Origin of the sequence: Nonomuraea ceibae, from assembly GCF_019396325.1 — a bacterium.
GTDB classification, from domain to species: domain Bacteria; phylum Actinomycetota; class Actinomycetes; order Streptosporangiales; family Streptosporangiaceae; genus Nonomuraea; species Nonomuraea ceibae.
In genome coordinates this window covers 1-18,951 of sequence record NZ_JAHKRO010000039.1, presented here as the reverse complement: position 1 = coordinate 18,951, position 18,951 = coordinate 1, and the positions used below count along the sequence as shown (strand labels likewise).

At 73.2% G+C, this 18,951-nt stretch carries 19 protein-coding genes; 7 read left to right on the top strand and 12 right to left on the bottom strand.

The window, feature by feature from the left end; genetic code table 11:
• Positions 1 to 1,064: 1,064 nt before the first annotated feature.
• The gene (locus KME80_RS23620; RefSeq protein ID WP_219508299.1) at positions 1,065 to 1,649 is read right to left on the bottom strand and encodes a DUF1707 and DUF4870 domain-containing protein; all 585 of its coding nucleotides are present in this window, start codon (positions 1,647 to 1,649) and stop codon (positions 1,065 to 1,067) included.
• A gap of 415 nt (positions 1,650 to 2,064) precedes the next feature.
• Here KME80_RS23620 and KME80_RS23615 point away from each other — a divergent pair, with 415 nt between their 5' ends.
• Positions 2,065 to 2,409 carry a hypothetical protein gene (locus KME80_RS23615; RefSeq protein ID WP_138713462.1) on the top strand — a complete coding sequence of 115 codons (345 nt, stop codon included), beginning with the start codon at positions 2,065 to 2,067 and terminating at the stop codon, positions 2,407 to 2,409.
• A 22-nt stretch (positions 2,410 to 2,431) separates the two neighbouring features.
• On the opposite strand, the gene KME80_RS23610 is transcribed toward KME80_RS23615, so the two are convergent.
• From KME80_RS23610 to KME80_RS23585, 6 genes are all read right to left on the bottom strand, one after another.
• Positions 2,432 to 3,493, bottom strand: a complete 1,062-nt coding sequence (locus tag KME80_RS23610) for a DUF4192 domain-containing protein (protein ID WP_219508298.1) — start codon at positions 3,491 to 3,493, stop codon at positions 2,432 to 2,434.
• 161 nt (positions 3,494 to 3,654) lie between these two features.
• Positions 3,655 to 4,416 carry an EI24 domain-containing protein gene (locus KME80_RS23605; RefSeq protein ID WP_246645588.1) on the bottom strand — a complete coding sequence of 254 codons (762 nt, stop codon included), beginning with the start codon at positions 4,414 to 4,416 and terminating at the stop codon, positions 3,655 to 3,657.
• A 10-nt stretch (positions 4,417 to 4,426) separates the two neighbouring features.
• The gene (locus KME80_RS23600) at positions 4,427 to 5,008 is read right to left on the bottom strand and encodes a Maf family protein (protein WP_219508297.1); all 582 of its coding nucleotides are present in this window, start codon (positions 5,006 to 5,008) and stop codon (positions 4,427 to 4,429) included.
• A 16-nt stretch (positions 5,009 to 5,024) separates the two neighbouring features.
• The gene (locus tag KME80_RS23595) at positions 5,025 to 5,564 is read right to left on the bottom strand and encodes a DUF937 domain-containing protein (RefSeq protein ID WP_219508296.1); all 540 of its coding nucleotides are present in this window, start codon (positions 5,562 to 5,564) and stop codon (positions 5,025 to 5,027) included.
• 69 nt (positions 5,565 to 5,633) lie between these two features.
• Complete coding sequence (ftsH, locus tag KME80_RS23590) at positions 5,634 to 7,544, bottom strand: ATP-dependent zinc metalloprotease FtsH (protein ID WP_308125898.1); 1,911 nt, start codon at positions 7,542 to 7,544, stop codon at positions 5,634 to 5,636.
• Between the two features lie 36 nt (positions 7,545 to 7,580).
• A complete protein-coding gene (locus KME80_RS23585) occupies positions 7,581 to 8,423 on the bottom strand; it encodes a hypothetical protein (RefSeq protein WP_219508295.1) in 843 nt (280 codons plus the stop codon).
• A gap of 101 nt (positions 8,424 to 8,524) precedes the next feature.
• Between KME80_RS23585 and KME80_RS23580 the strand changes: the two genes are divergently transcribed.
• Positions 8,525 to 9,493 (top strand): DUF3616 domain-containing protein, encoded by a 969-nt coding sequence (locus KME80_RS23580; protein ID WP_219508294.1) that lies wholly within the window; start codon positions 8,525 to 8,527, stop codon positions 9,491 to 9,493.
• Here KME80_RS23580 and KME80_RS23575 read toward each other — a convergent pair.
• Positions 9,483 to 10,142 carry a peptidyl-tRNA hydrolase gene (locus KME80_RS23575; protein ID WP_246645586.1) on the bottom strand — a complete coding sequence of 220 codons (660 nt, stop codon included), beginning with the start codon at positions 10,140 to 10,142 and terminating at the stop codon, positions 9,483 to 9,485. The genes KME80_RS23580 and KME80_RS23575 overlap by 11 nt on opposite strands.
• Positions 10,139 to 11,404: an MFS transporter gene (locus KME80_RS23570; RefSeq protein WP_219508293.1), complete on the bottom strand. Its 1,266-nt coding sequence runs from the start codon at positions 11,402 to 11,404 to the stop codon at positions 10,139 to 10,141. The genes KME80_RS23575 and KME80_RS23570 overlap by 4 nt, the downstream gene beginning before the upstream one ends.
• Before the next feature lie 71 nt (positions 11,405 to 11,475).
• Here KME80_RS23570 and KME80_RS23565 point away from each other — a divergent pair, with 71 nt between their 5' ends.
• Positions 11,476 to 12,426 carry a GlxA family transcriptional regulator gene (locus tag KME80_RS23565; protein ID WP_219508292.1) on the top strand — a complete coding sequence of 317 codons (951 nt, stop codon included), beginning with the start codon at positions 11,476 to 11,478 and terminating at the stop codon, positions 12,424 to 12,426.
• Positions 12,427 to 12,477: 51 nt separating this feature from the next.
• Positions 12,478 to 13,296 (top strand): SAM-dependent methyltransferase, encoded by an 819-nt coding sequence (locus tag KME80_RS23560; RefSeq protein ID WP_219508291.1) that lies wholly within the window; start codon positions 12,478 to 12,480, stop codon positions 13,294 to 13,296.
• Between the two features lie 3 nt (positions 13,297 to 13,299).
• Here KME80_RS23560 and KME80_RS23555 read toward each other — a convergent pair whose 3' ends face one another.
• Positions 13,300 to 14,064, bottom strand: a complete 765-nt coding sequence (locus tag KME80_RS23555) for a class II aldolase/adducin family protein (protein WP_219508290.1) — start codon at positions 14,062 to 14,064, stop codon at positions 13,300 to 13,302.
• Between the two features lie 139 nt (positions 14,065 to 14,203).
• Between KME80_RS23555 and KME80_RS23550 the strand changes: the two genes are divergently transcribed.
• Positions 14,204 to 15,616: a M1 family metallopeptidase gene (locus tag KME80_RS23550; protein ID WP_219508289.1), complete on the top strand. Its 1,413-nt coding sequence runs from the start codon at positions 14,204 to 14,206 to the stop codon at positions 15,614 to 15,616.
• Here the strand turns inward: KME80_RS23550 and KME80_RS23545 are convergent.
• Together KME80_RS23545 and KME80_RS23540 are read right to left on the bottom strand one after the other, a co-directional pair.
• Positions 15,613 to 16,059 (bottom strand): hypothetical protein, encoded by a 447-nt coding sequence (locus tag KME80_RS23545; protein ID WP_219508288.1) that lies wholly within the window; start codon positions 16,057 to 16,059, stop codon positions 15,613 to 15,615. The two genes, KME80_RS23550 and KME80_RS23545, sit on opposite strands and share 4 nt — an antisense overlap.
• A gap of 70 nt (positions 16,060 to 16,129) precedes the next feature.
• A complete protein-coding gene (locus KME80_RS23540; RefSeq protein WP_219508287.1) occupies positions 16,130 to 17,209 on the bottom strand; it encodes an NAD(P)H-binding protein in 1,080 nt (359 codons plus the stop codon).
• Between the two features lie 87 nt (positions 17,210 to 17,296).
• On the opposite strand from KME80_RS23540, the gene KME80_RS23535 reads away from it, so the two are divergent.
• Together KME80_RS23535 and KME80_RS23530 are read left to right on the top strand one after the other, a co-directional pair.
• Positions 17,297 to 18,109, top strand: coding sequence for an NmrA family NAD(P)-binding protein (locus KME80_RS23535; RefSeq protein WP_219508286.1), 813 nt, complete (start codon positions 17,297 to 17,299; stop codon positions 18,107 to 18,109).
• Positions 18,110 to 18,119: 10 nt separating this feature from the next.
• Positions 18,120 to 18,951: AAA family ATPase (locus tag KME80_RS23530; protein ID WP_219508285.1), on the top strand; the 832-nt coding region annotated here is incomplete at its 3' end.

The window sequence follows — 18,951 nt, the reverse complement described above, 5'->3', positions numbered from 1 at the left end:
TTGGCCTCCTCACCACCCCGCCCACCCCGGCACCCCCTGACCTCCCCGCCCCTAGACCACGGAGCCCGCTGCACCAGGGCAGCCCGTGCCCGCATTCAGGGGCACACTGCTGGCCCCGGCCGCGCCGGGCTACCCTCGGCCACCCCGCTGGCCCCACCGGCCCCGGTGACCCCGACACCCGCCCGCCCCGCTGGCCCGACCATCCTGGTGCCCTGGCCGTCGTGGCCGTTGTGGCCGTCCCGACCGTCGTGGCCGTCCTGGGGCACGGAAGGCCCCAGCGCGGGCGCACCGCCCTCGCAAACGGGCGCACCACTGCCTCCGGACTTGCCCGCACCGCCCGTGGACCGCGCGTTCCGGGCGCGACCCACGGGACGAGGTCACGGCGGGACGCGAACGCAGCGCAGGAGGCGGAGGCGCGGAACGCCGCAGGGCGGGGAGCGGCGTGCTAGTGCAGCCGCGAGGACGAGGCAGCCGACGCGCGGGTGCGGGCGCAGGCGCGCGGAGCGTGGGGCGGGAACTTGGTACGCCAGTGCGGGCGCGCACGCACCTAAGGGCGCATGTGCGCGGCCGTGCTGCGCACATAGCGCGGGTGCGCGTGCGCGGAGCGAGCCACAGGGGTGCGGGGTGGGAAGCGCGGGCGGGCGCTCGGCGGGCGGCGCTCGGGACAGGGGCGCGCGGGTGTGTAGGGCAGGTGCAGGTGCGCGCAGCGTGGGACGCCGGGCCCGCGCGGTGCCGCGGGCCCGGAAGCCGAGGCGTCGTGAGCGGTGGTGCCGCGAAGGCGAGGCAGCGTGAGCCGTGGTGTGGCACGCCCGATGCTGGGACCGGGTACGGCTACGAGGTGCCAGAGGGAGGCGCTGCGGGCTGCGATATCGCGGACTGACCGGCGACCGCAGGGCCCAACCGCGAGCAGGCCGGCGACCGTCGTTCCCCAACCGCGAACTGCTCGCCCAGGATGCCACCAGCCGGGGCCGCTGTGGGCAGCGGGGGCGCGGGCTGGCAGCCGGGTGGCGGCGGTTGGGGGGTCGGTGGTGGGGCCAGGGGCCTCGGGGTGTCGGAGTGGCGGGCTACTTGATCAGGCGGAGGGTCAGGGGGTAGCGGAAGGTGCCTTCGGAGAGGGCGGAGACGCCGCCGACGATGGAGAGGATGACGGCGCCCACCCAGATGAAGGGCAGGAGCACGACGCCGATGACGGTGAAGGGCAGCAGGAACGTGGCGCCCGTGACCGTCAGGTGGAAGTTGAGCGCCTCCATGGCGTGGCGCCGGATGTACGGGGACGTCTTGCCGCCGGTGAGGAGCAGGACGAGCGGGCCCAGGATGGGGAAGCCGACGAGGGCGAGCAGGTGGGCGGCGGAGGCGCCGAGGCGCTCGTTGCTCTCCGGCGGGGCCTCCGGGCGGGCGGCGGGCATGCGCGGGGGCGCGGCCAGGCGGGGCACGGCGTTGGCGCCGTAGAGCTCCGTCATGATGGGCATCAGGTCGCCGTGCGTGCGTGCCGTCATCGCGCGCTCCAGCCGCTCGTCGAACTCGAGCTTGTCGAAGCGGCCCTCGCTGTAGGCGGCCTTGACGTGCTCGACGACGTGTTCGCGGTCCTCGTTGGTGACGCGCAGATGAGCCGGCGGCAGCTGCCCCGGGGGTGTCGGTACCCCAGCCATAACGCCCATGCCTCTCCTTCGGTAGCGCCGCCCCCTCGCCGGAACCTGCCGGCCGCAGCGCTGACGGTCTCCTCACATACTGCGTCACGGCGGCCGGTCGTGGCATCGGGTGATACCCCGAGGCATCCCCGAGATCGCAGCCCCGGGATTCAGGGTGATGGGTGACCGGATTCGTCCTGTGTGGGCGAATGGTCTTGGGGGTGGCGGTGTTCGGGGGTGATATTCGGGGTGGGCGCAAGAATCGGGGCTTCGGAAATCGTCATCCGGTGAGGGGATCGTGGCAGGCAATTTGGTTAATGCGGAAGGGCTGGATCGGGGCTTGAGCTGGGCGGATGGTGGGAATGGGCGCTTTTCGCGGGGGTGGGGCAACGCTTGGCATGCGCACTAGTACCACTTGACGGTATAAAAAGGATGCATGAGATGGCGAGACCGCTACGGCCTCCGGCGGCGGCGCGGCCCGAAGATCGCTAAGTTCGATCGTGAGGCGACCGACGCCGACATCGAAGCGCTGATCGCCTTCGCCCGGTCGCGGCGCGGCGTGGAGTTCTACGTCGAGCCCGAGACGTTCGCGACCGACACCACCGCCGTGGCCGTCGCCGACGACGGGGAGTGGACGCGGCGCCGGGTCGGCTCGCCCGCCGTGATCCACAAGGTGGCGCGTGACCTCGCTCTCCCGGTCTACGACGTGCAGCTGACCGGGTATCCGCCCCGGATGCGGGCCTACAACGAGCGGCGGCGGCGCGAGGAGGGCGGGCTCTGACCCGCAGCCACGCCGGAACGGCTCAGGCGCAGGCCTGGTCGCCGTCGTCGAGGGTGGCGAGCAGGGGGACGAGCCAGCCGATGTGCGGCTCGCCCATCGCCGTGTCGAGCTCCGCCGGCGTCGGGAGGCGGGCGTCGACCATGCCGGGTGAGAGCAGGTTCTGCAGGGCGTGCATGAGCAGGTTGGCCATCGAGTAGTGCGGGTCGGCCTTCAGTGCGCGTTCGAGGGCGATGGTGGCGGTGATGCTGTCGCCCGCCCGCCAGGCCGCCATCGCCAGCAGCGTGGCCGCCGGCGGCACGTAGCGGGGCTCCAGGCGGCGGGTGAGGTCCTTCCAGAGGGCGGCATGGGAGCCGTCCATCAGCGTCCACGCCTCGTCGCGCACCCGGATGACGGCCAGGTCGAGGCCGAGCCGGGAGGCGTCGGCGTCGCTGAGCCGGTCGCCGCGTGCGAGGGCGGCGTGGAGCCGGGCCAGGCCGCCGGTCACGAAGCGGCGGGCGTACGCGTCGGGGTCGGGATCTGCCGCGAGTCCGCTGGTCAGCTCGGCGACGGCGGCTGAGGTCGCCCGGCGCATCGCCATCCGGACGGGGCCGGTGACCGGGGCGAGGGTGCGTTCGAGGGTCTGGCGGTCGGGGAGGGCGACCAGGCCGCGCACGGTCGCCTCGGCGGCGACGCGGCTCGACGTCGGGTCGTAGGGGGTGCCTTCGGGCGGGCAGCAGCGGGTGCTGTCGCAGACGTAGGACCAGTAGCGACCGCCGTCGGCGCGCATCGCCTCGGCGACCTCCACGCCCGCCCTCGCCGCCACGGCCCTGGCCTCGTCGACGGCCGGGGTGACGCGCTCACCCGGGCCGTAGCCGACCACGACGACCTGGGCCAGCTTCTCGCGGGCGATCAGCGCCGCCAGGGGGTCGAGGGTGCCGGGCGGGAACGGCAGCCCCCAGCGGGCGGCGACCTTGGCCTGGCCCTGGGCGATGCCGAGCACGATGAGGCTGTCGGCAGGGTGGAAGCCGACCAGGTAGGGCACGGCGGCCAGGATGTCGGCGGGGCTGGTCAGGGTGAGGCAGGGCTCGGAGGTGTTCGTCGTCATGGCATGGAGGATGCCGGGGACGAGGGGTGCGGGAGGCGGGTGGAACGGGTTCTGTGGACGGGCGGCGCAGCGGGGGTGCGGCCTGTGGACAAGCGGCGTGGCGAGGGCACCCCGGTGAACAAACGGCAAGGGCGCCCTGCGGACAAGGTGCTACAGCTCGCTCACGGGTGGGCCGGGGGCGGGGTGGTAGGCGTGCCGGGGGCGAGGCGGTGCCTGACCAGCAGGGCCGCGCCCGCCACCGCCGCCGGCATCGCGATCACCGCCACGAACGGCACCAGGAACAGCACGAACACCACCACCCCGAACCCGAGCGACGCCGCCTTGCTGCCCCGCAGCAGCGCGAACCGCTGCTTCCTGACGAGCCCGCGCCGCTCCAGCGCCAGCGTGGTCAGCTCGACGGTGAGGAAGAACCCGGACACCGCCGCCCCCACCACCGGCACCACGGTCTGCCCGATCACCGGCACGAACCCGAGGAAGAACAGCGGGATCGTGAACAGCAGCACGTATCCCAGCGTGACGAGGCTGTCGCGGATGGAGCGCGGCAGCGTGCGCCACCAGGGCTGCTCCTCGGCATCGGGCAGCGGGTCGGCGGCGGCCGACAGCTTCTCGTAGAACGGCTCCCCGATGGCCAGCGTCAGCGCGGTGAACGTGAGCACGGCCAGGGCGAGCCCGCCGAGGAAGAGCGCGACGGCGATCGCGGTGCGGAACGCCTCACGCCACGACCAGGTGTCGGCGAACGGCGTCAGGAACTCCGCCAGCGTGCCGGCGTTGGTGCCGAGAAGGTACAGCGCCGCCACGTAGACGGCGAACGCGATGAGCGCCGGGATGAGCCCGAACAGCCACCACCGCCCGTTTCTGGCGACCCAGCCCACGCCTTGCAGGAAGAAGCCGACGCCGGCGGCGAAGTCGCGCATTGATCGCATGTCGCAAACGCTAGCGCCAGAGCGGCGTGACCGCGTAGCCGAGCTCGTCGAGCAGGCGGCGCAGCAGCGGCAGCGACAGGCCGAGCACGTTGCCGTGGTCGCCTTCGATGCCGTCGACGAACCAGCCGCCGCGTCCTTCGATGCTGAACGCGCCGGCGAGGTTGAGCGGCTCGCCGGTCTCGGCGTAGGCGGCGATCTCCTCTTCGGTGGGCTGGCCGAAGTGGACGACGGTGGTGGCGGTCTCGGCGGCCTGGCGGCCGGCGGCGACGTCGATGACGCAGTGGCCGGTGACGAGCCTGCCGGTGCGCCCGCGCATGATCCGCCAGCGCTCGGCGACCTCCTCGGCGGAGGCGGGCTTGCCGTAGGGGCGGCCGTCGAGCTCCAGGATGGAGTCGCAGCCGATGACCAGCCCTTCGTCCAGCCGTTCGGCGACGGCGGTGGCCTTGGCCTTGGCCAGCACGAGGGCGAGGGCGGCGGGGGTGTGGGCGGTGAACGCCTCTTCGTCGACCCCGCTCACGATCACCTTGGGGTCGAGTCCGGCGCTGCGCAGCAGGGCCAGGCGGGCGGCAGAAGCTGAGGCCAGAACGATCACCGGGTCAGCCTACCGGTCACCATTCGGCGTGCGGCGACCGCGTGGGCGAGGACGGGGCGCCGAGGAGGTCGGCGAGCAGGGGTTCGAGGGCGGCGGGGACGGCGGCGCGCTCGCGGCGGAGTTCGGCGGTCATGTCCTGGGTGCTCATGCCGGCGCGTTCGGCGCGGTCGGCGAGCAGTGACATGACCATGGGGGCGAGCAGGAGCAGCACTTTGACCAGGGCGGCGGAGTCGAGGCCGGTCAGGTCGGCGAGCGCGTCGGCGGCGTGGTCGGCGCCCTGGCCGCCGAGGACGTGGGCGAGGATGTTCTGCCCGTCGCGGGCCAGGGTGGCGACGTCGCCGTTGAAGGGGTCGGCGTCGACGTGGTCGTCGAGCGCGCCGCGCAGCGCCTCGGCGCCGTCGGGGTGCTCGGAGCTGCGGACCATGCCGGCGACGACGACGCCGGTCGCCGCCCTGAGGACCTCGCGGACCGTGGCCGGGTCGGTGCCGAGCATCCCGGCGAGCTGCTCCAGGCCGGGATCGCCGAGCTCGGCGACGAGCTGGTCCGTCAGAGTCACGCCAAGTCCTCCCGATCGTCGTTCCGATGGTCGTTCCCCGGCGCGGGCCGAGCCTACGTCGGCCCCTCGCTAACTTTTGGCCAAACCGGCGGCTCCGTAGGCGGTGGCCTCGTCGAGGGTCTCGTGCTCCAGCAGGGCGGCGACGATGCCTTCGAGCTTGTCGCGGTTCTCGCGCAGGATGCGCACGGCGTCGGCGTAGCACTCGTCCACGATCCGCCGCGCCTCCTCGTCGACGATGGCGAGGGTGGCGGGCGAGGCCTGCGGCTGGCCGTCGCTGGGCAGGATGGTGAGCGGGCCGACCTTGGCCGACATGCCCCAGCGGCCGACCATGCCGCGGGCGATCATGGTGACCTGCTCCAGGTCGTTCTCGGCGCCGGTGGTGATGACGCCGTAGATGACGTCCTCGGCCGCCATGCCGCCGAGCGCGCCGGTGATGCGGCCGCGCAGGTACTTCTCGTCGTAGGCGTAGCGGTCGGTGTCGGGGGTGGACAGCGTGACGCCGAGCGCCCGGCCGCGCGGGATGATGGAGATCTTCCTGACCGGGTCGGCGCCGGGCTGGAGCATGCCGAGCAGGGCGTGTCCGGCCTCGTGGTAGGCGGTGCGGGTGCGCTCGTCCTCGGGCATGACGATGCTGCGGGCGGCGCCGAGCTGGAGCTTCTCCAGCGCGTCGGCGAAGTCGGCCATGCCGACCTTCTCCTTGCCGCGCTTGGCGGCGAGCAGGGCCGCCTCGTTGACGAGGTTGGCCAGGTCGGCGCCGGTCATGCCGGGCGTGGTCTTGGCGAGCTGGTCGAGGCTGACGGCGCCGTCGAGCGGCACTCCCCTGCTGTGGACGCCGAGGATGGCGGTGCGGCCGGCCTGGTCGGGCAGGCCGACCTGGACGGTGCGGTCGAAGCGGCCGGGCCGCAGCAGGGCCGGGTCGAGAACCTCGGGCCGGTTGGTGGCGCCGATGACGATGACGCCTTCGGCGCCGGAGAAGCCGTCCATCTCGGTGAGGATCTGGTTGAGCGTCTGCTCGCGCTCGTCGTGGCCGCCGATGCCGCCCGCGCCGCCGCGTGCCCGGCCGATGGCGTCGATCTCGTCGATGAACACGATCGACGGGGCGACCTTGCGCGCCTCCTCGAACAGGTCGCGGACCCGGGACGCGCCGACGCCGACGATCATCTCGATGAACTCGGACGCGCTGGCCGAGAAGTAGGGCACCTTGGCCTCGCCGGCGACGGCCCGCGCGAGCAGCGTCTTGCCGGTGCCGGGCGGGCCGGCGAGCAGCACGCCCTTGGGCAGCTTGGCGCCGAGCCTGCGGTACTTGTCGGGGTCCTTGAGGTAGTCGACGATCTCGACGAGTTCGTTCTCCACCTCGTCGATGCCCGCCACGTCCTCGAACGTGACCCGCACCTGCCCCGCTTCGAGGGGTTTGGCCGCCTTCGACTTGCCGAGGCCGCCGAGTCCGCCGCCGCCCATCATGCTGGCGCCGCGGCGCATGATCCAGATCCACAGCCCGGCCAGCAGCAGCACGGGCAGCAGCGACAGCAGGAGGTTGAGGAAGAAGCCGCGGCCCGAGGTGAGCGGCTCGGCCTTGATCTCCACACCTGCCGCGTTGAGCTGCTGCGAGAGCTGGTCGGTGTTGGCGAAGGTGGGGATCTCGGTGCGGAAGTCCGTATAGGACTGGTTGCCGCTGCCGGGGTCCTTGGCCGCGCTCTTGAGATGGCCTTCGACCGACAGGCCGGTGGCGTAGATCTCCTTGACGTTCCCGCCGTTCACCTGCTTGGTGAACTCGGTGTAGGAGACGGTCTCGACCTGGTTGCTGTCGAAGAAGGACGAGACGAAGAAGAACGCCGCGTAGACGACCAGCAGGGTGACGGCGAACCGCCACCAGTTGATCTTCGGGCGGCCGCCTGGGGTGCCGGGCAGCCCTTCGGCCCGCCAGGGCGGCTTGACCTTGCCCTTCTTCGGCACCTGCGGCGATCCAGTCCGTTCTTCCACGGCGCCACTCCCCCAAATCGCCGCAATGATGATCAATTAGCCTAGGACACGCACCCCGGAGACCACGCGCGTGATGTCGCGCCACCTCTTGCGCTGCGAGTCAGGCACTGTCACAAACGCCAAACCCGGCTTGGCCATTCCGCTGTCGGCCACCACGACCGCCGCCCGCGAGCTGCGCTTGCCGTACGAGACCTGGTAGACGAGCATCCAGCCGCGCTTGACCGGCTGGGAGGCCAGCCAGCGGACCTTGGCGCCCTCGGGGTGGTGGTTGAGCGTCCAGCGGGCGGCCAGCAGCGCGGTGTCGCGGGGGAACTTCTGCGGCTTGATCGGCACCGGGCAGCTCACGAGCATGCCGCGCCTGCTGTCGCCGCGCAGCTTGGGCAGCACCTGCTTGCTGGTGAACGGCGCGGCTCCGTACGTCTTCCAGGGGCGGCCGAGGTCCGGCAGGGCGAGGCCGGCGCGCTTGTCCTTCAGCAGGCGCTTGGCGGGGGCGGGCAGCTTCAGCCGCCGGATCTTGGCAGGCAGTCTCGGCAGGCGGTCGTCGGCGTACAGGGCCTCCATCGCCGTGTAGCCGGGCGCGAGCGACGAGCCCGGCTTGGGGGTGGGGGTGGAGTCGACGGCGACGGGCGTCGGGGCCGGGTCGAGCGAGGCCGGCGGGGTGGACGCGGGTGGCGCGGACGAGGCGGGCACGGCCGATGGCGCGGCGATCGGCCGCTGCCCTGCCTCGTCCGGGTCGGAGGGGCGGACGAGCACCACGGTGACGGCGGCGACGGCCACGACCGCCACGACGGCGAGCCCGCGGTAGACCACCCCCATGCGCAGGTCCCCGATGCGGGAGCGTTTGGGCGGAGGGCTGCCAGGCCGGATCTTGGTCTTCACTCGGGCACCCTCTGTCCCGTCTTCCCCATCGAGCACGACGGGAGCGTACGGCATAACAGCCCTTTAAGTGGCGGAAGCTATCGAAGTGTCATCATGACTGCGTGGAACAGGTAGAGCTCCGCTTCGACCTCGCGTCCCGGACCGCCCGGACGCACACGAACCTGTCGGCGATCCGGCAGAGCCCGCACGGGCTGTGGGTGGCCGGCGACGAGACCGCCACGTTCGAGCACCTGTCGTGGACGGGCGAGCACTACGGCGACCAGCGCGGTCACCGGCTGGCCGACTACGTGGACCTGCCCGCCGGGCCGGACGACGAGGCCGACATCGAGGGCCTGGCCAGGTCCGACGGCTTCCTGTGGCTGACCGGCTCGCACGCGCTCAAGCGCAAGAAGGTCAAGTCCAAGGACCCCGGACGCGCCTCCGCCCGGCTGGCCACGGTGGTGCGGGAGGAGAACCGGTTCATCCTCGTCCGGCTGCCGCTGGACCCGCGGACCGGCGCGCCGCAGCCCGGCGCGATCATGTCGGGGCCGCGCGAGCTGACCGGACACCTGCGCGACGACCCGCACCTGGGGCCGTTCCTGGCGCTGCCGGGCAAGGACAACGGCTTCGACGTGGAGGGCATCGCGGTCACCGCCGGCCGCGTCTACCTGGGACTGCGCGGGCCGGTGCTGCGCGGCTGGGCGGTGGTGCTGGAGCTGCGGCCGCAGGAGGCGGGCCTGGGCCGGCTGAGCCTGGCCGAGCCGTGCCGCAAGCACTTCCTGGACCTGGGCGGGCTCGGCGTGCGCGACATGTGCCCGGACCGGGGCTCGCTCCTGCTGCTGGCCGGGCCGACGATGGACCTGGACGGGCCGGTGCGGGTGGTGCGCTGGCGGATCGGCGCCCGGCGCGAGCTCCTGGTCCCGGCGGACGAGCTGGAGACGGTCCTGGAGCTTCCGTACGGGGTCGGCTGCGACCATCCGGAGGGCCTGGCGCTGCTCGACGACGGGCGGCTGATGGTCGTCTACGACAGCCCGTCACCGGCGCGGATCACGCCCGCGGGCGGGGTGCTGGCGGACGTCTTCACGCTCTAGCCGAGTCGGCCCGCAGCCACGGGACGTCGGCGACGAACGTGCTGGAGCCGGGCTCGATCTCGGTGAACCCGGCGTCGCGCACCACGGGCAGCCCGGCGGCGGCCAGGGCGTCGAACGGCTCGCGGGCGGCGGCGCGCACCGACACGGTCAGGCCGCGCTCGCGCCAGGCCGCCCGCCCGGCGTCGTCGCTGGCCCACCAGGCGAGCTGGGCGGCGTGCCCGGCCTGCGCCATCGCCTTGCCCGCGGACATGGCCAGGCGCGCGTTCTCCCACAGGACCGGCGGCTCGGCCGGGCCGGGCTCGCGCGTGTCGGCGAGCTCGGTGCCGGACACCTGCAGCCGGGCCAGGTCGCGCGGCCAGTCATCGAGCGGCACCGGCGGGTGCACGCGCACCTCGGCGCTGCGGTGCTCGATCGTGCGGCCGGGCAGCGCGAGCGCCCGGCGCCACTCGGCGCCCCTGGCCCGCCGGACCACCTTGCGGATCTTGCCGGTGGACTGCCAAGCATGCAGCTCGGCGGCCCACTCGCCGGGGTCGTCGAGCAGGCTCAGCACGGCCGTCGCCGCGGCCTCCAGGGCGTCGGTGCGCTCGGGGGGCGTGGCCCGTTCGATCCTGACCACGAGGGGCAGGACCATCAGCTCTGCGTCGTTCATCGCCCCTTACTATGCCTGATCGCCAGGGACATGCCGGTGGCCAGGAGGCAGAGGGCGCCGGAGGCGTACCAGGCGACGTCGTACGCGCCGAGCTGGTCGCGGGCGAGCCCGGCGCCGACGGCGGCGATGGCGGCGCCGACCTGGTGCGCGCCGAACACCCAGCCGAACACCACGGCCCCGTCGGACCCGTAGACGCTGCGGCACAGCGCGACCGTGGGCGGCACGGTCGCCACCCAGTCCAGCCCGTAGAACACGATGAAGATCAGCATGCTGGGCTCGGCGGTGGCGGCGAACAGGCTCGGCAGCACCATGAGCGACAGCCCGCGCAGCGCGTAGTAGACGCCGAGCAGGATGCGCGGGTCCACCTTGTCGCTGAGCCAGCCGGAGGCGACGGTGCCGACGATGTCGAAGATCCCGATCACGGCCAGCAGCCCGGCGGCCATCGGCTCGGGCATGCCGTGGTCGTGCGCCGCCGGGATGAAGTGGGTGCTGACGAGCCCGTTCGTGCTGGCGCCGCAGATCGCGAACCCGCCCGCGAGATACCAGAACGGACGCGTACGGGCCGCCGACCGCAGCACGGTGAGCGCGCGGACGGCGGCGTTCACGGTGGGGGCCGGGGTACGGGGCGCGTCCGGGTCGGCGCCGAGCGCGGTGGTGCCCACGTCCTCGGGCCGGTCGCGGAGCAGCCACCACACGAACGGCACCACGGCCAGGGCCGACCCGGCGACGGCCAGCGAGGCGGCCCGCCAGCCGGGCCCCTGGGCCAGGTGGGCGAGCACGGGCAGGAAGACGAGCTGCCCGGTGGCGCCCGCCGCGGTGAGCACGCCGGTGACGAGCCCGCGGTGCCGGACGAACCACCGGTCGGTCACCGTGGCCGCGAACACCAGCGCCATGGACCCGGTGCCGAGCCCGACGAGCACGCCCCACAGCAGCATCAGGTGCCAGGTCGCGGTCATCAGCACCGTGAGCCCGCTGCCCACGGCGACGAGCAGCAGCGCCAGCGAGACGACGCGGCGCATGCCGAAGCGGTCCATCAGCGCGGCGGCGAACGGCGCGGTCAGGCCGTAGAGCACCAGGTTGATCGAGACGGCCAGCGAGATCACGCCCCTGCCCCAGCCGAACTCCTCCTGGAGGGGCGTGATCAGGACGCCGGGGGTGGCGCGGAAGCCGGCGGCGCCCAGGATGGCGACGAACGCGACGGCCGCGACGAACCAGGCCCGGTGCACCCGGACGCGCCTGGTGGGGGTGGTGCTCACAGTCATGCGTCCATCCTTGGACAACTGCCGATATGGCCGCGAGTGGCCGGTTGGCCATGATGTGAAAGAATCCGGCCATGGCGCATCGGATCGCGGTCGTCGTGCTCGACCAGTTCGCCCCGCTCGACCTGGGCGTGCCGGGCCAGGTGTTCTGGACCGCGGAGTCGCCGGCCGGGGAGAAGCTGTACGAGGTGGTGACGTGTTCGCCGGGCCGGGCGCCGGTGCGCTGCTCGGCCGGCTACAGCGTGCTGCCCGATCACGACCTGGACGTGCTCGACACCGCCGGCACGGTCGTGGTCACGGGCGTGCACGGCGGCCAGGTGATGCGCGACGGCACGATCCCCGGCGAGCTTCGCGAGGCGCTGCGCGGGCGGCCCCGGGTGATGTCGATCTGCACCGGCGCGTACGTGCTGGCGGCGGCGGGGCTGCTCGACGGCCGCCGGGCCACCACCCACTGGCGCGACGCCGCCCGTTTCGCCGCCCTGTTCCCGAAGGTCAGGCTCGATCCCGACGTGCTGTTCATCGACGACGGCGACGTGCTCACCTCGGCCGGGGTCGCCGCCGGGCTCGACCTGTGCCTGCACGTGGTCAGGCGCGACCACGGCAGCGAGGTGGCCAACCGCGCGGCCAGGCGGTGCGTCATGCCGCCGTGGCGGGAGGGCGGCCAGGCCCAGTACATCGAGCGCCACCTGCCGCCCGCCTCCGGCAACGGCACCGCCGCCACCCGCGCGTGGATGCTGTCGCGGCTCGACGCGCCGCTCGACCTGGAGGCGCTGGCCGGGCACGCCGGGATGAGCGTGCGGACGTTCACCAGGCGCTTTCGCGAGGAGACGGCAATGAGCCCGGCCCGCTGGCTGACCAGGCAGCGCGTCGAGCACGCCCGCCACCTGCTGGAGACGACCGATCTGGGCGTGGAGGAGGTGGCGCGGCGGGCCGGGTTCGGCTCGGCGGTGTCGCTGCGCCAGCACCTGCACGCCGCCGTGGGGGTTTCGCCGCTGGCCTATCGGCACACGTTCCGGCGTGCCTAGAATCGCCTCCGGGAAGATCGTCTACGTGTCGTCCACGAGAGGGGTGGTCGCGTGAGCGGCCCCGAGCAGGCGCCCGCCGGGATCGACGTGCGGGTGCCGAGCGTCGCGCGCATGTACGACTACTACCTCGGCGGCAAGGACAACTTCGCCTCGGACCGGGAGGCGGCCGAGCGGATGATCGAGATCGGCCGCCAGATGGGCAATGACGCCCGCGAGATCGCCCGCGCCAACCGCGCCTTCCTGGGCCGGGCCGTCCGCGAGCTGACCGACGCCGGCGTCCGCCAGTTCGTCGACATCGGCGCGGGCCTGCCCACCCAGGACAACGTGCACCAGGTGGCCCGCCGGCACGCCGCCGGCTCGCGCGTCGTCTACGTCGACAACGATCCGATCGTCCAGGTCCACGCGCGGGCGCTGCTGGCCGGCGACGCGGGCGCCATCGCCGTGGAGGGCGATCTCAGGGACCCCGACGCGATCTTCGACGACCCGCGCGTCACCGGCCACCTCGACCTGACGCGCCCGTACGCGGTGCTGCTGGTGGCGGTGCTGCACTTCGTCACCGACGACGCCGAGGCGGCGCGCGTCACCGCGCGGATCCGCGAGCGGCTGCGGCCGGGCTGCCACCTGGTGCTGTCGCACATCTACGCGGGCGACGCCGACGACGGGGTGGCGCGCTCCGGCCAGCAGGTCTACGCGGCGACGGCGGCGGGCGGCATCGCGCGGCGCGACCGCGACCAGATCGCCGGCTTCTTCGACGACCTCGACCTGCTGGAGCCGGGCCTCGTCCCGGTCGCCGACTGGGACCCGCAGGCGCCGCCGGCCGCGCCCGACCTGAAGCGGCCGGGCATCCTGGCCGGCGTGGCCCGCGCCTAGCCGTCAGTCGAACAGGTCGGGCTGCTCGCGGACGATCTGGTCGTGCAGCGGCTGGAAGCTCACCCAGCCGGCCAGCTCGGTGCCGACCTGCGAATGGGTGAGCGCGGCGTTGGCCGGTTCGATGGGCACGACCTGCCCGGCGGCCTTGGCGACGAGCTGCACCTGGGCCGAGCGTTCCATCGTGACGAACCACCAGACGGCCGAGTCGACCGTCTCCCCGACCGTGAGCAGGCCGTGGTTGCGCAGCACGACGGCCTTGTTGCCGCCCAGCGCGGCGGCGATGCGCTTGCCCTCCTCCACCTCGGTCACCACGCCCGTGTAGTCGTCGAACAGCGCGTTGTCCCGGTAGAAGGCGCAGGCGTCCTGGGTGATCGGCTCGATGGTCTGGCCGAGCGCCGACAGGGCCCGCCCGTAGACCGAGTGGCTGTGCGCCGCCGCGACCACGTCGGGCCTGGCCTGGTGCACCTGGGAGTGGATGGCGAACGCCGCCCGGTTGACCGGCCGGTCACCCTCGACCACGTTGCCGTCGTGGTCGACGAGCAGCAGGTCGCTGACCGTGATGTGCTTGAACGACATGCCGAACGGGTTGACCCAGAAGTGGTCGGTCAGCTCCGGGTCGCGGGCGGTGATGTGCCCGGCGATCCCCTCCTCGAAGCCGAACTTGCCGAAGATGCGCAGCGCCGCCGCGAGCCGCTGCTTGCGATGCAGTCGCTCCTCCTCCAGGCTGTCGAAGGTCGGGGGCTGGCGGAAGACGAGGTTGTCCGGCATGGCTCTCCCTATGGCTCAGAACCCGATTCTGAGCGCAGGGTAACGCGGCTCCACCGTCCCACCCCATACCAAAAGGGTCTTGTACGTCATGTCCTGACGCGTCTCGACACGCGCTCCCAAGATCCCTAGGCTGACGCGGATGCGGAGATTATCCATATTCGTCCTGGCTGCGGCGCTGACCGCCACCAGCGGCGGCACCGCCTCGGCGGTCACCGCCTCCCCACCGGTGGACCTGACCCCCTACGCCAAGGGACGCTCGCAGCCGGTCGAGGATCCCGTCTACCCGGCCTACGGCAACCCGTCGATCGACGTGCTCCACTACGACCTCAAGCTGGGCTGGAAGCCGTCCGCCCACACCCTGACGGGCACCGCCACGCTCACCCTGCGGGCCGTGGAGCCGATCAGCGAGATCAGGCTCGACTTCGGCCACGCCCTCAAGATCGACAAGGTGACCGTGGACGGCAGGGCCGTCAAGCCGCAGCGGCGCAAGGACGACCTGACGATCCCGCTGCCCGCCCAGCTCGCCGCCGACCAGGGCGCCCGGGTCGTCGTCCGCTATCACGGCATGCCCGAGCCGCACGCCTCCGGGCAGCGGCGCTACGACCTCCGATACCTCGGCGCCCAGCCGCAGTTCGACGGATCCATCTGGGCGCTGCAGGAGCCCTACGGCGCCTTCACCTGGTTCCCGGTGAACGACCACCCGTCGGACGAGGCGCTCTACGACGTCGCCATCACCGTACCCAAGGGCTGGGCGGGCGTCGCGCACGGCACGTACCGGGGCAGGAGCGAGAAGGGCGGCAAGGCCACCTACCTGTGGAGGTCGACCGACCCGGTCGCCAGCTACCTGACGCTGTTCACCGCCGACCGGTACCGGCTGCACCGGGACAAGGGGCCGCGCGGCCTCCCGATCACCTACTGGATCCGCCCCGGCGACGCCAGGACCGCCCTGCCGGTGGCCCGCCGGACGCCGGAGCTGATCCGCTGGATGGAGAAGAGGGTGGGCCCGTACCCCTTCCCCAGCGCCGGTCTGGTCTCCACCAGCGAGACCGGCATGGAGACCCAGCAGATGATCACCCTCGGCGGCGAGTACCTGAAGCCCTCCGTGGTGCTGCACGAGCTCGCCCACCAGTGGTTCGGCGACAGCGTCGGCCCGCGCACCTGGAAGGACGTGTGGCTGAACGAGGGCTTCGCCATGTACTTCGAGCTCCAGTGGCACGCCGACCACGAGCCGGGCACGATGGACGAGCTCATGGCCGACATGCGCGTGCACGAGAGGGACCTGCGCAAGAGGCAGGGCCCGCCCGGCGACTACCGGCGCGACTGGTTCGCGGGGAGCAACATCTACTACGGCCCCGCGCTGATGCTGCACGAGATCCGCGAGCGGATCGGCGACGAGCGGTTCTTCGCCATGACCCGCGCCTGGGCCCAGGAGCACCGCAACACCGGCCAGGACCGGGCGTCGTTCACCGCCTGGGTCAACCACCACACGGGTGAGGACTTCACCGCGCTGATCGACGACTGGCTCGACTCGAAGACCAGCCCCAAGGACTAGCCCCGCTCCCCCGCGAGCGCCGCCCGCCGGCGCCGGGCCACCAGCGCCACCGTGGCCGCCACCGCCACCGTAACCGATACCGCGATCAGCGGATTGACGAAGCCGGGCACCAGGTCGGGGCCGCACGTGGTGTCGCCCAGCGGCCACATGCTCAGCGCCCCGGACTCCGGGCCGCGATGGCCGTAGGCGTACAGGTCGGGCCTGGCCAGCCCGCACCGGTCGTCCGGGTCCGTCCACGCCCCGAACGTCGTCGTGCTCAGCCCGTAGCCGTAGGCGGCGAGGGCCGTGGCCGCCGCCACGGCGGGCGGCGCCCACGCCGGCCGCCGCCCGTGGCGCCACCAGGACAGGGCGGCGAGCGCGAGAACGGCGAGCACCGCCACCGGCCAGGCCAGCGCCAGCAGCAACAGGCCGATCAGCAGCACGAAGGTCAAGGTCTCCAGCAAGACGCCCCTTTTCTCCCGGCCTGCCTTCATAGCAGTCCTCGCGCCGGCCGGGCGAGCCGGGCCCCGGGGTTCACGGCGTGGAGAAGCGCTCCTCGGCGACGATCCGCCCGTCGCGCACGGTGTAGAGGCCGACGGCGGACTCGGCGGTGAACCGCACGGCGAACCGGTCGTCGCCCGCCCGCAGGTAGGGCCCCTCGACGGGCCCGCTCACCTGGCCGGACGTCATCAGGTGGCGGGTCACGGCGGCGCTCTCGCCCCGGTTGACCAGGCTGACGAAGGCCAGGCCGACACCCTCGGCCGTCGGCTCCACGAACGCCGGCAGGTGGTCGAGCACCCACTCCCGGTAGGGCGTGGCCGGCCGGCCGAGGATCTCCCGGACGGCCAGGACGACCGGCTCGGGCCGCGAGGCGACCTCCTTCATGGTCGCCATGACGGCGTCCACGTCCTCCGGCGGCACCCACGCCAGGAACCACTCCCTGGCTTCCTCGGGCGCGAGCTCCTCCACGCTCTTCACCGGCCTGCCGACCAGCTCGGCCACGACCTGGATCCGCTCGGCGCCGGTCATCAGCTCCTCGCCGGTCAGCATCGGCGTCGCCGTGTTGAGCAGGTCGTCGGTGAGCAGCGCCCGCACGCCCACCGCGGCGAGGTCACGGGGGTGGATCTGCGAGCGCGCCCAGCTCAGGAACGGCCCGCGCACCACGCCGTCGGCGGGCACCGGGGAGCCGAGGTCGTTGCTCATGTGGCCGCCGGACCTCAGGAACGTCCACTCCTCGGCGTGCTGCCTGATCAGTTGCTCGATCCGGCCGTGCGAGGCGTTGTCCGGGTCGTCGTTGGCCTCGGCGCCGCCCGCCGACAGGTAGACGATCCGGCGTGCCCGGGCCGCCAGCTTCGGGATCACCACACCGGGCGACCGCTCGGCGAACATCGTCGGCCACACCAGGAAGATCTTGCTCACGCCCTCCAGCGCCTCGTCGAGGGAGCCGGGATCGCTCAGGTCGCCCTTGACCGCCAGCACCCCTTCGGGGAACTCCGCCTTGGCGGGGTCCCTGGTCAACGCCTTGATCGTCACGCCGCCGCGCTCGTGCAACTGCCGCACCACGTGCCCGCCGGTGTGGCCGGTGGCGCCTGTCACCAGAATCGTCTCGTTCATGACGCCGACGCTACGGTCGCGCCGGGACCGTCAGCATCAGTCGATCGACTGATGCTGACCGGGCAGGGCCGCTCCTACCGTCGAGGGATGATTCTGGTGACAGGGGCGACAGGCCGCGTGGGCGGCGAGGTCGTCAGGCAGCTGACGGCGGCCGGGGTGCCGGGGGTGCGGGCGCTGGCCCGCGACGGGGGCCGGGCGCGGCTGCCCGTGCCGGTGGCCGAGGGCGATCTGGCCGTGCCGGGCTCGCTCGACGCGGCGCTGGAGGGCGTGGGCAAGGTCTTCCTCGTCTGGCCGACGCTCCGGGCCGACCACGCCGCGCCCGAGACGATCAAGAGGCTGGCGGGCAGGCACGTCGTCTACTTCTCCTCCGCGGCGGCGGGCGCGGCCGACCCGATCAACGCCTCGCACGCCGAGATCGAGCGGCTGATCAGGGAGCACGCCTCGGCGTGGACGTTCCTGCGCATCACCGGGCTGGCGGCCAACGACCTCAAGTGGGCCGACGGCATCCGGCGCGACGGCGTGGTCCGCGAGCCGTCCGCCGGGTGGGCGCGGTCCCACATCCACGAGGCCGACGTGGCGGCCGCGGCCGTGCGCGTCCTCACGGGCGAGGGGCACGACGGGACGGCCCACGTGCTGACCGGGCCGCAGGCGCTGACCGCGCCCGAGCGGGTGGCCGTGCTGTCGGAGGTGCTGGGGCGCGAGCTGCGCTTCGAGCAGCCGTCCCCGGAGGAGGTCAGGGAGCAGTACACGGCCGTCTTCGGAGCCGAGGTGGCCGAGGGGCTGGTCGCCAGGATGACGGGCCCGGCTCCTGAGCCCGAGCCGGTCACCGCGACCGTCGAGGAGCTCACCGGCCGCCCGGCCAGGACCTACCGCGATTGGGCGGCCGATCACTGGCGGTAGCCTCTGAGGCATGCTGCGGGGGCGGACGGAGGAGAAGGCGGCGGTCGGCGCCCTGCTCGCCGCCGCCCGCGAGGGCACGAGCGGGGCGCTGGTCGTCCGCGGCGAGGCGGGCATCGGCAAGACGGCGCTGCTCGACCACACCGCCGGCCTGGCCCGAGCCCACGACATGCAGGTGCTCCGCGCGACCGGGATCGAGGCGGAGAGCGAGCTGCCGTACGCCGGGCTCAGCCTGCTCACCGGCGGCCTCCTCGACCGCCTCGACGCCCTCCCGCCCCGCCAGGCCGCCGCGCTCGCGGGCGCGCTCGGGCTGGCCGAGAGTGACGGTGACGGCGACACGTTCATGATCGGGCTGGCGGTGCTCGGCCTGCTGGCCGAGCGGGCGCCGCTGCTGTGCCTGGTCGACGACGCCCAGTGGCTCGACAGCGCCTCCGCCGCCGCCCTGCTGTTCGCCGCGCGCCGGCTGCGGGCCGAGGGCGTGGTGATGATGTTCGCCGTACGCGAGCCGCACGCTCCCGGCTTCCCCACGACGGGGCTGCCGGAGCTGCGCCTGGGCGGCCTGACGGGTGAGGCGGCGCGGGCGCTGGTCGGCGACCTGCCGCCGCACGTGCGCGAGGAGGTGCTGGCCGAGGCGGACGGCAACCCGCTGGCGCTGCGCGTGCTGGCCCGGGCCCGCCGGGGTCGTGACGCGGGCGGGATCACGCCGGGTCCCGGGCCCGTCCCCGTACAGGACAGGATCGTGCGGACGTTCGGCGACCGGATCGGCGAGCTGCCCGCGGCGACGCGGACGGTGCTGCTGGTGGCGGCGGCCGACGACACCGGCGAGCCGGGCGCCGGCCTGCGGG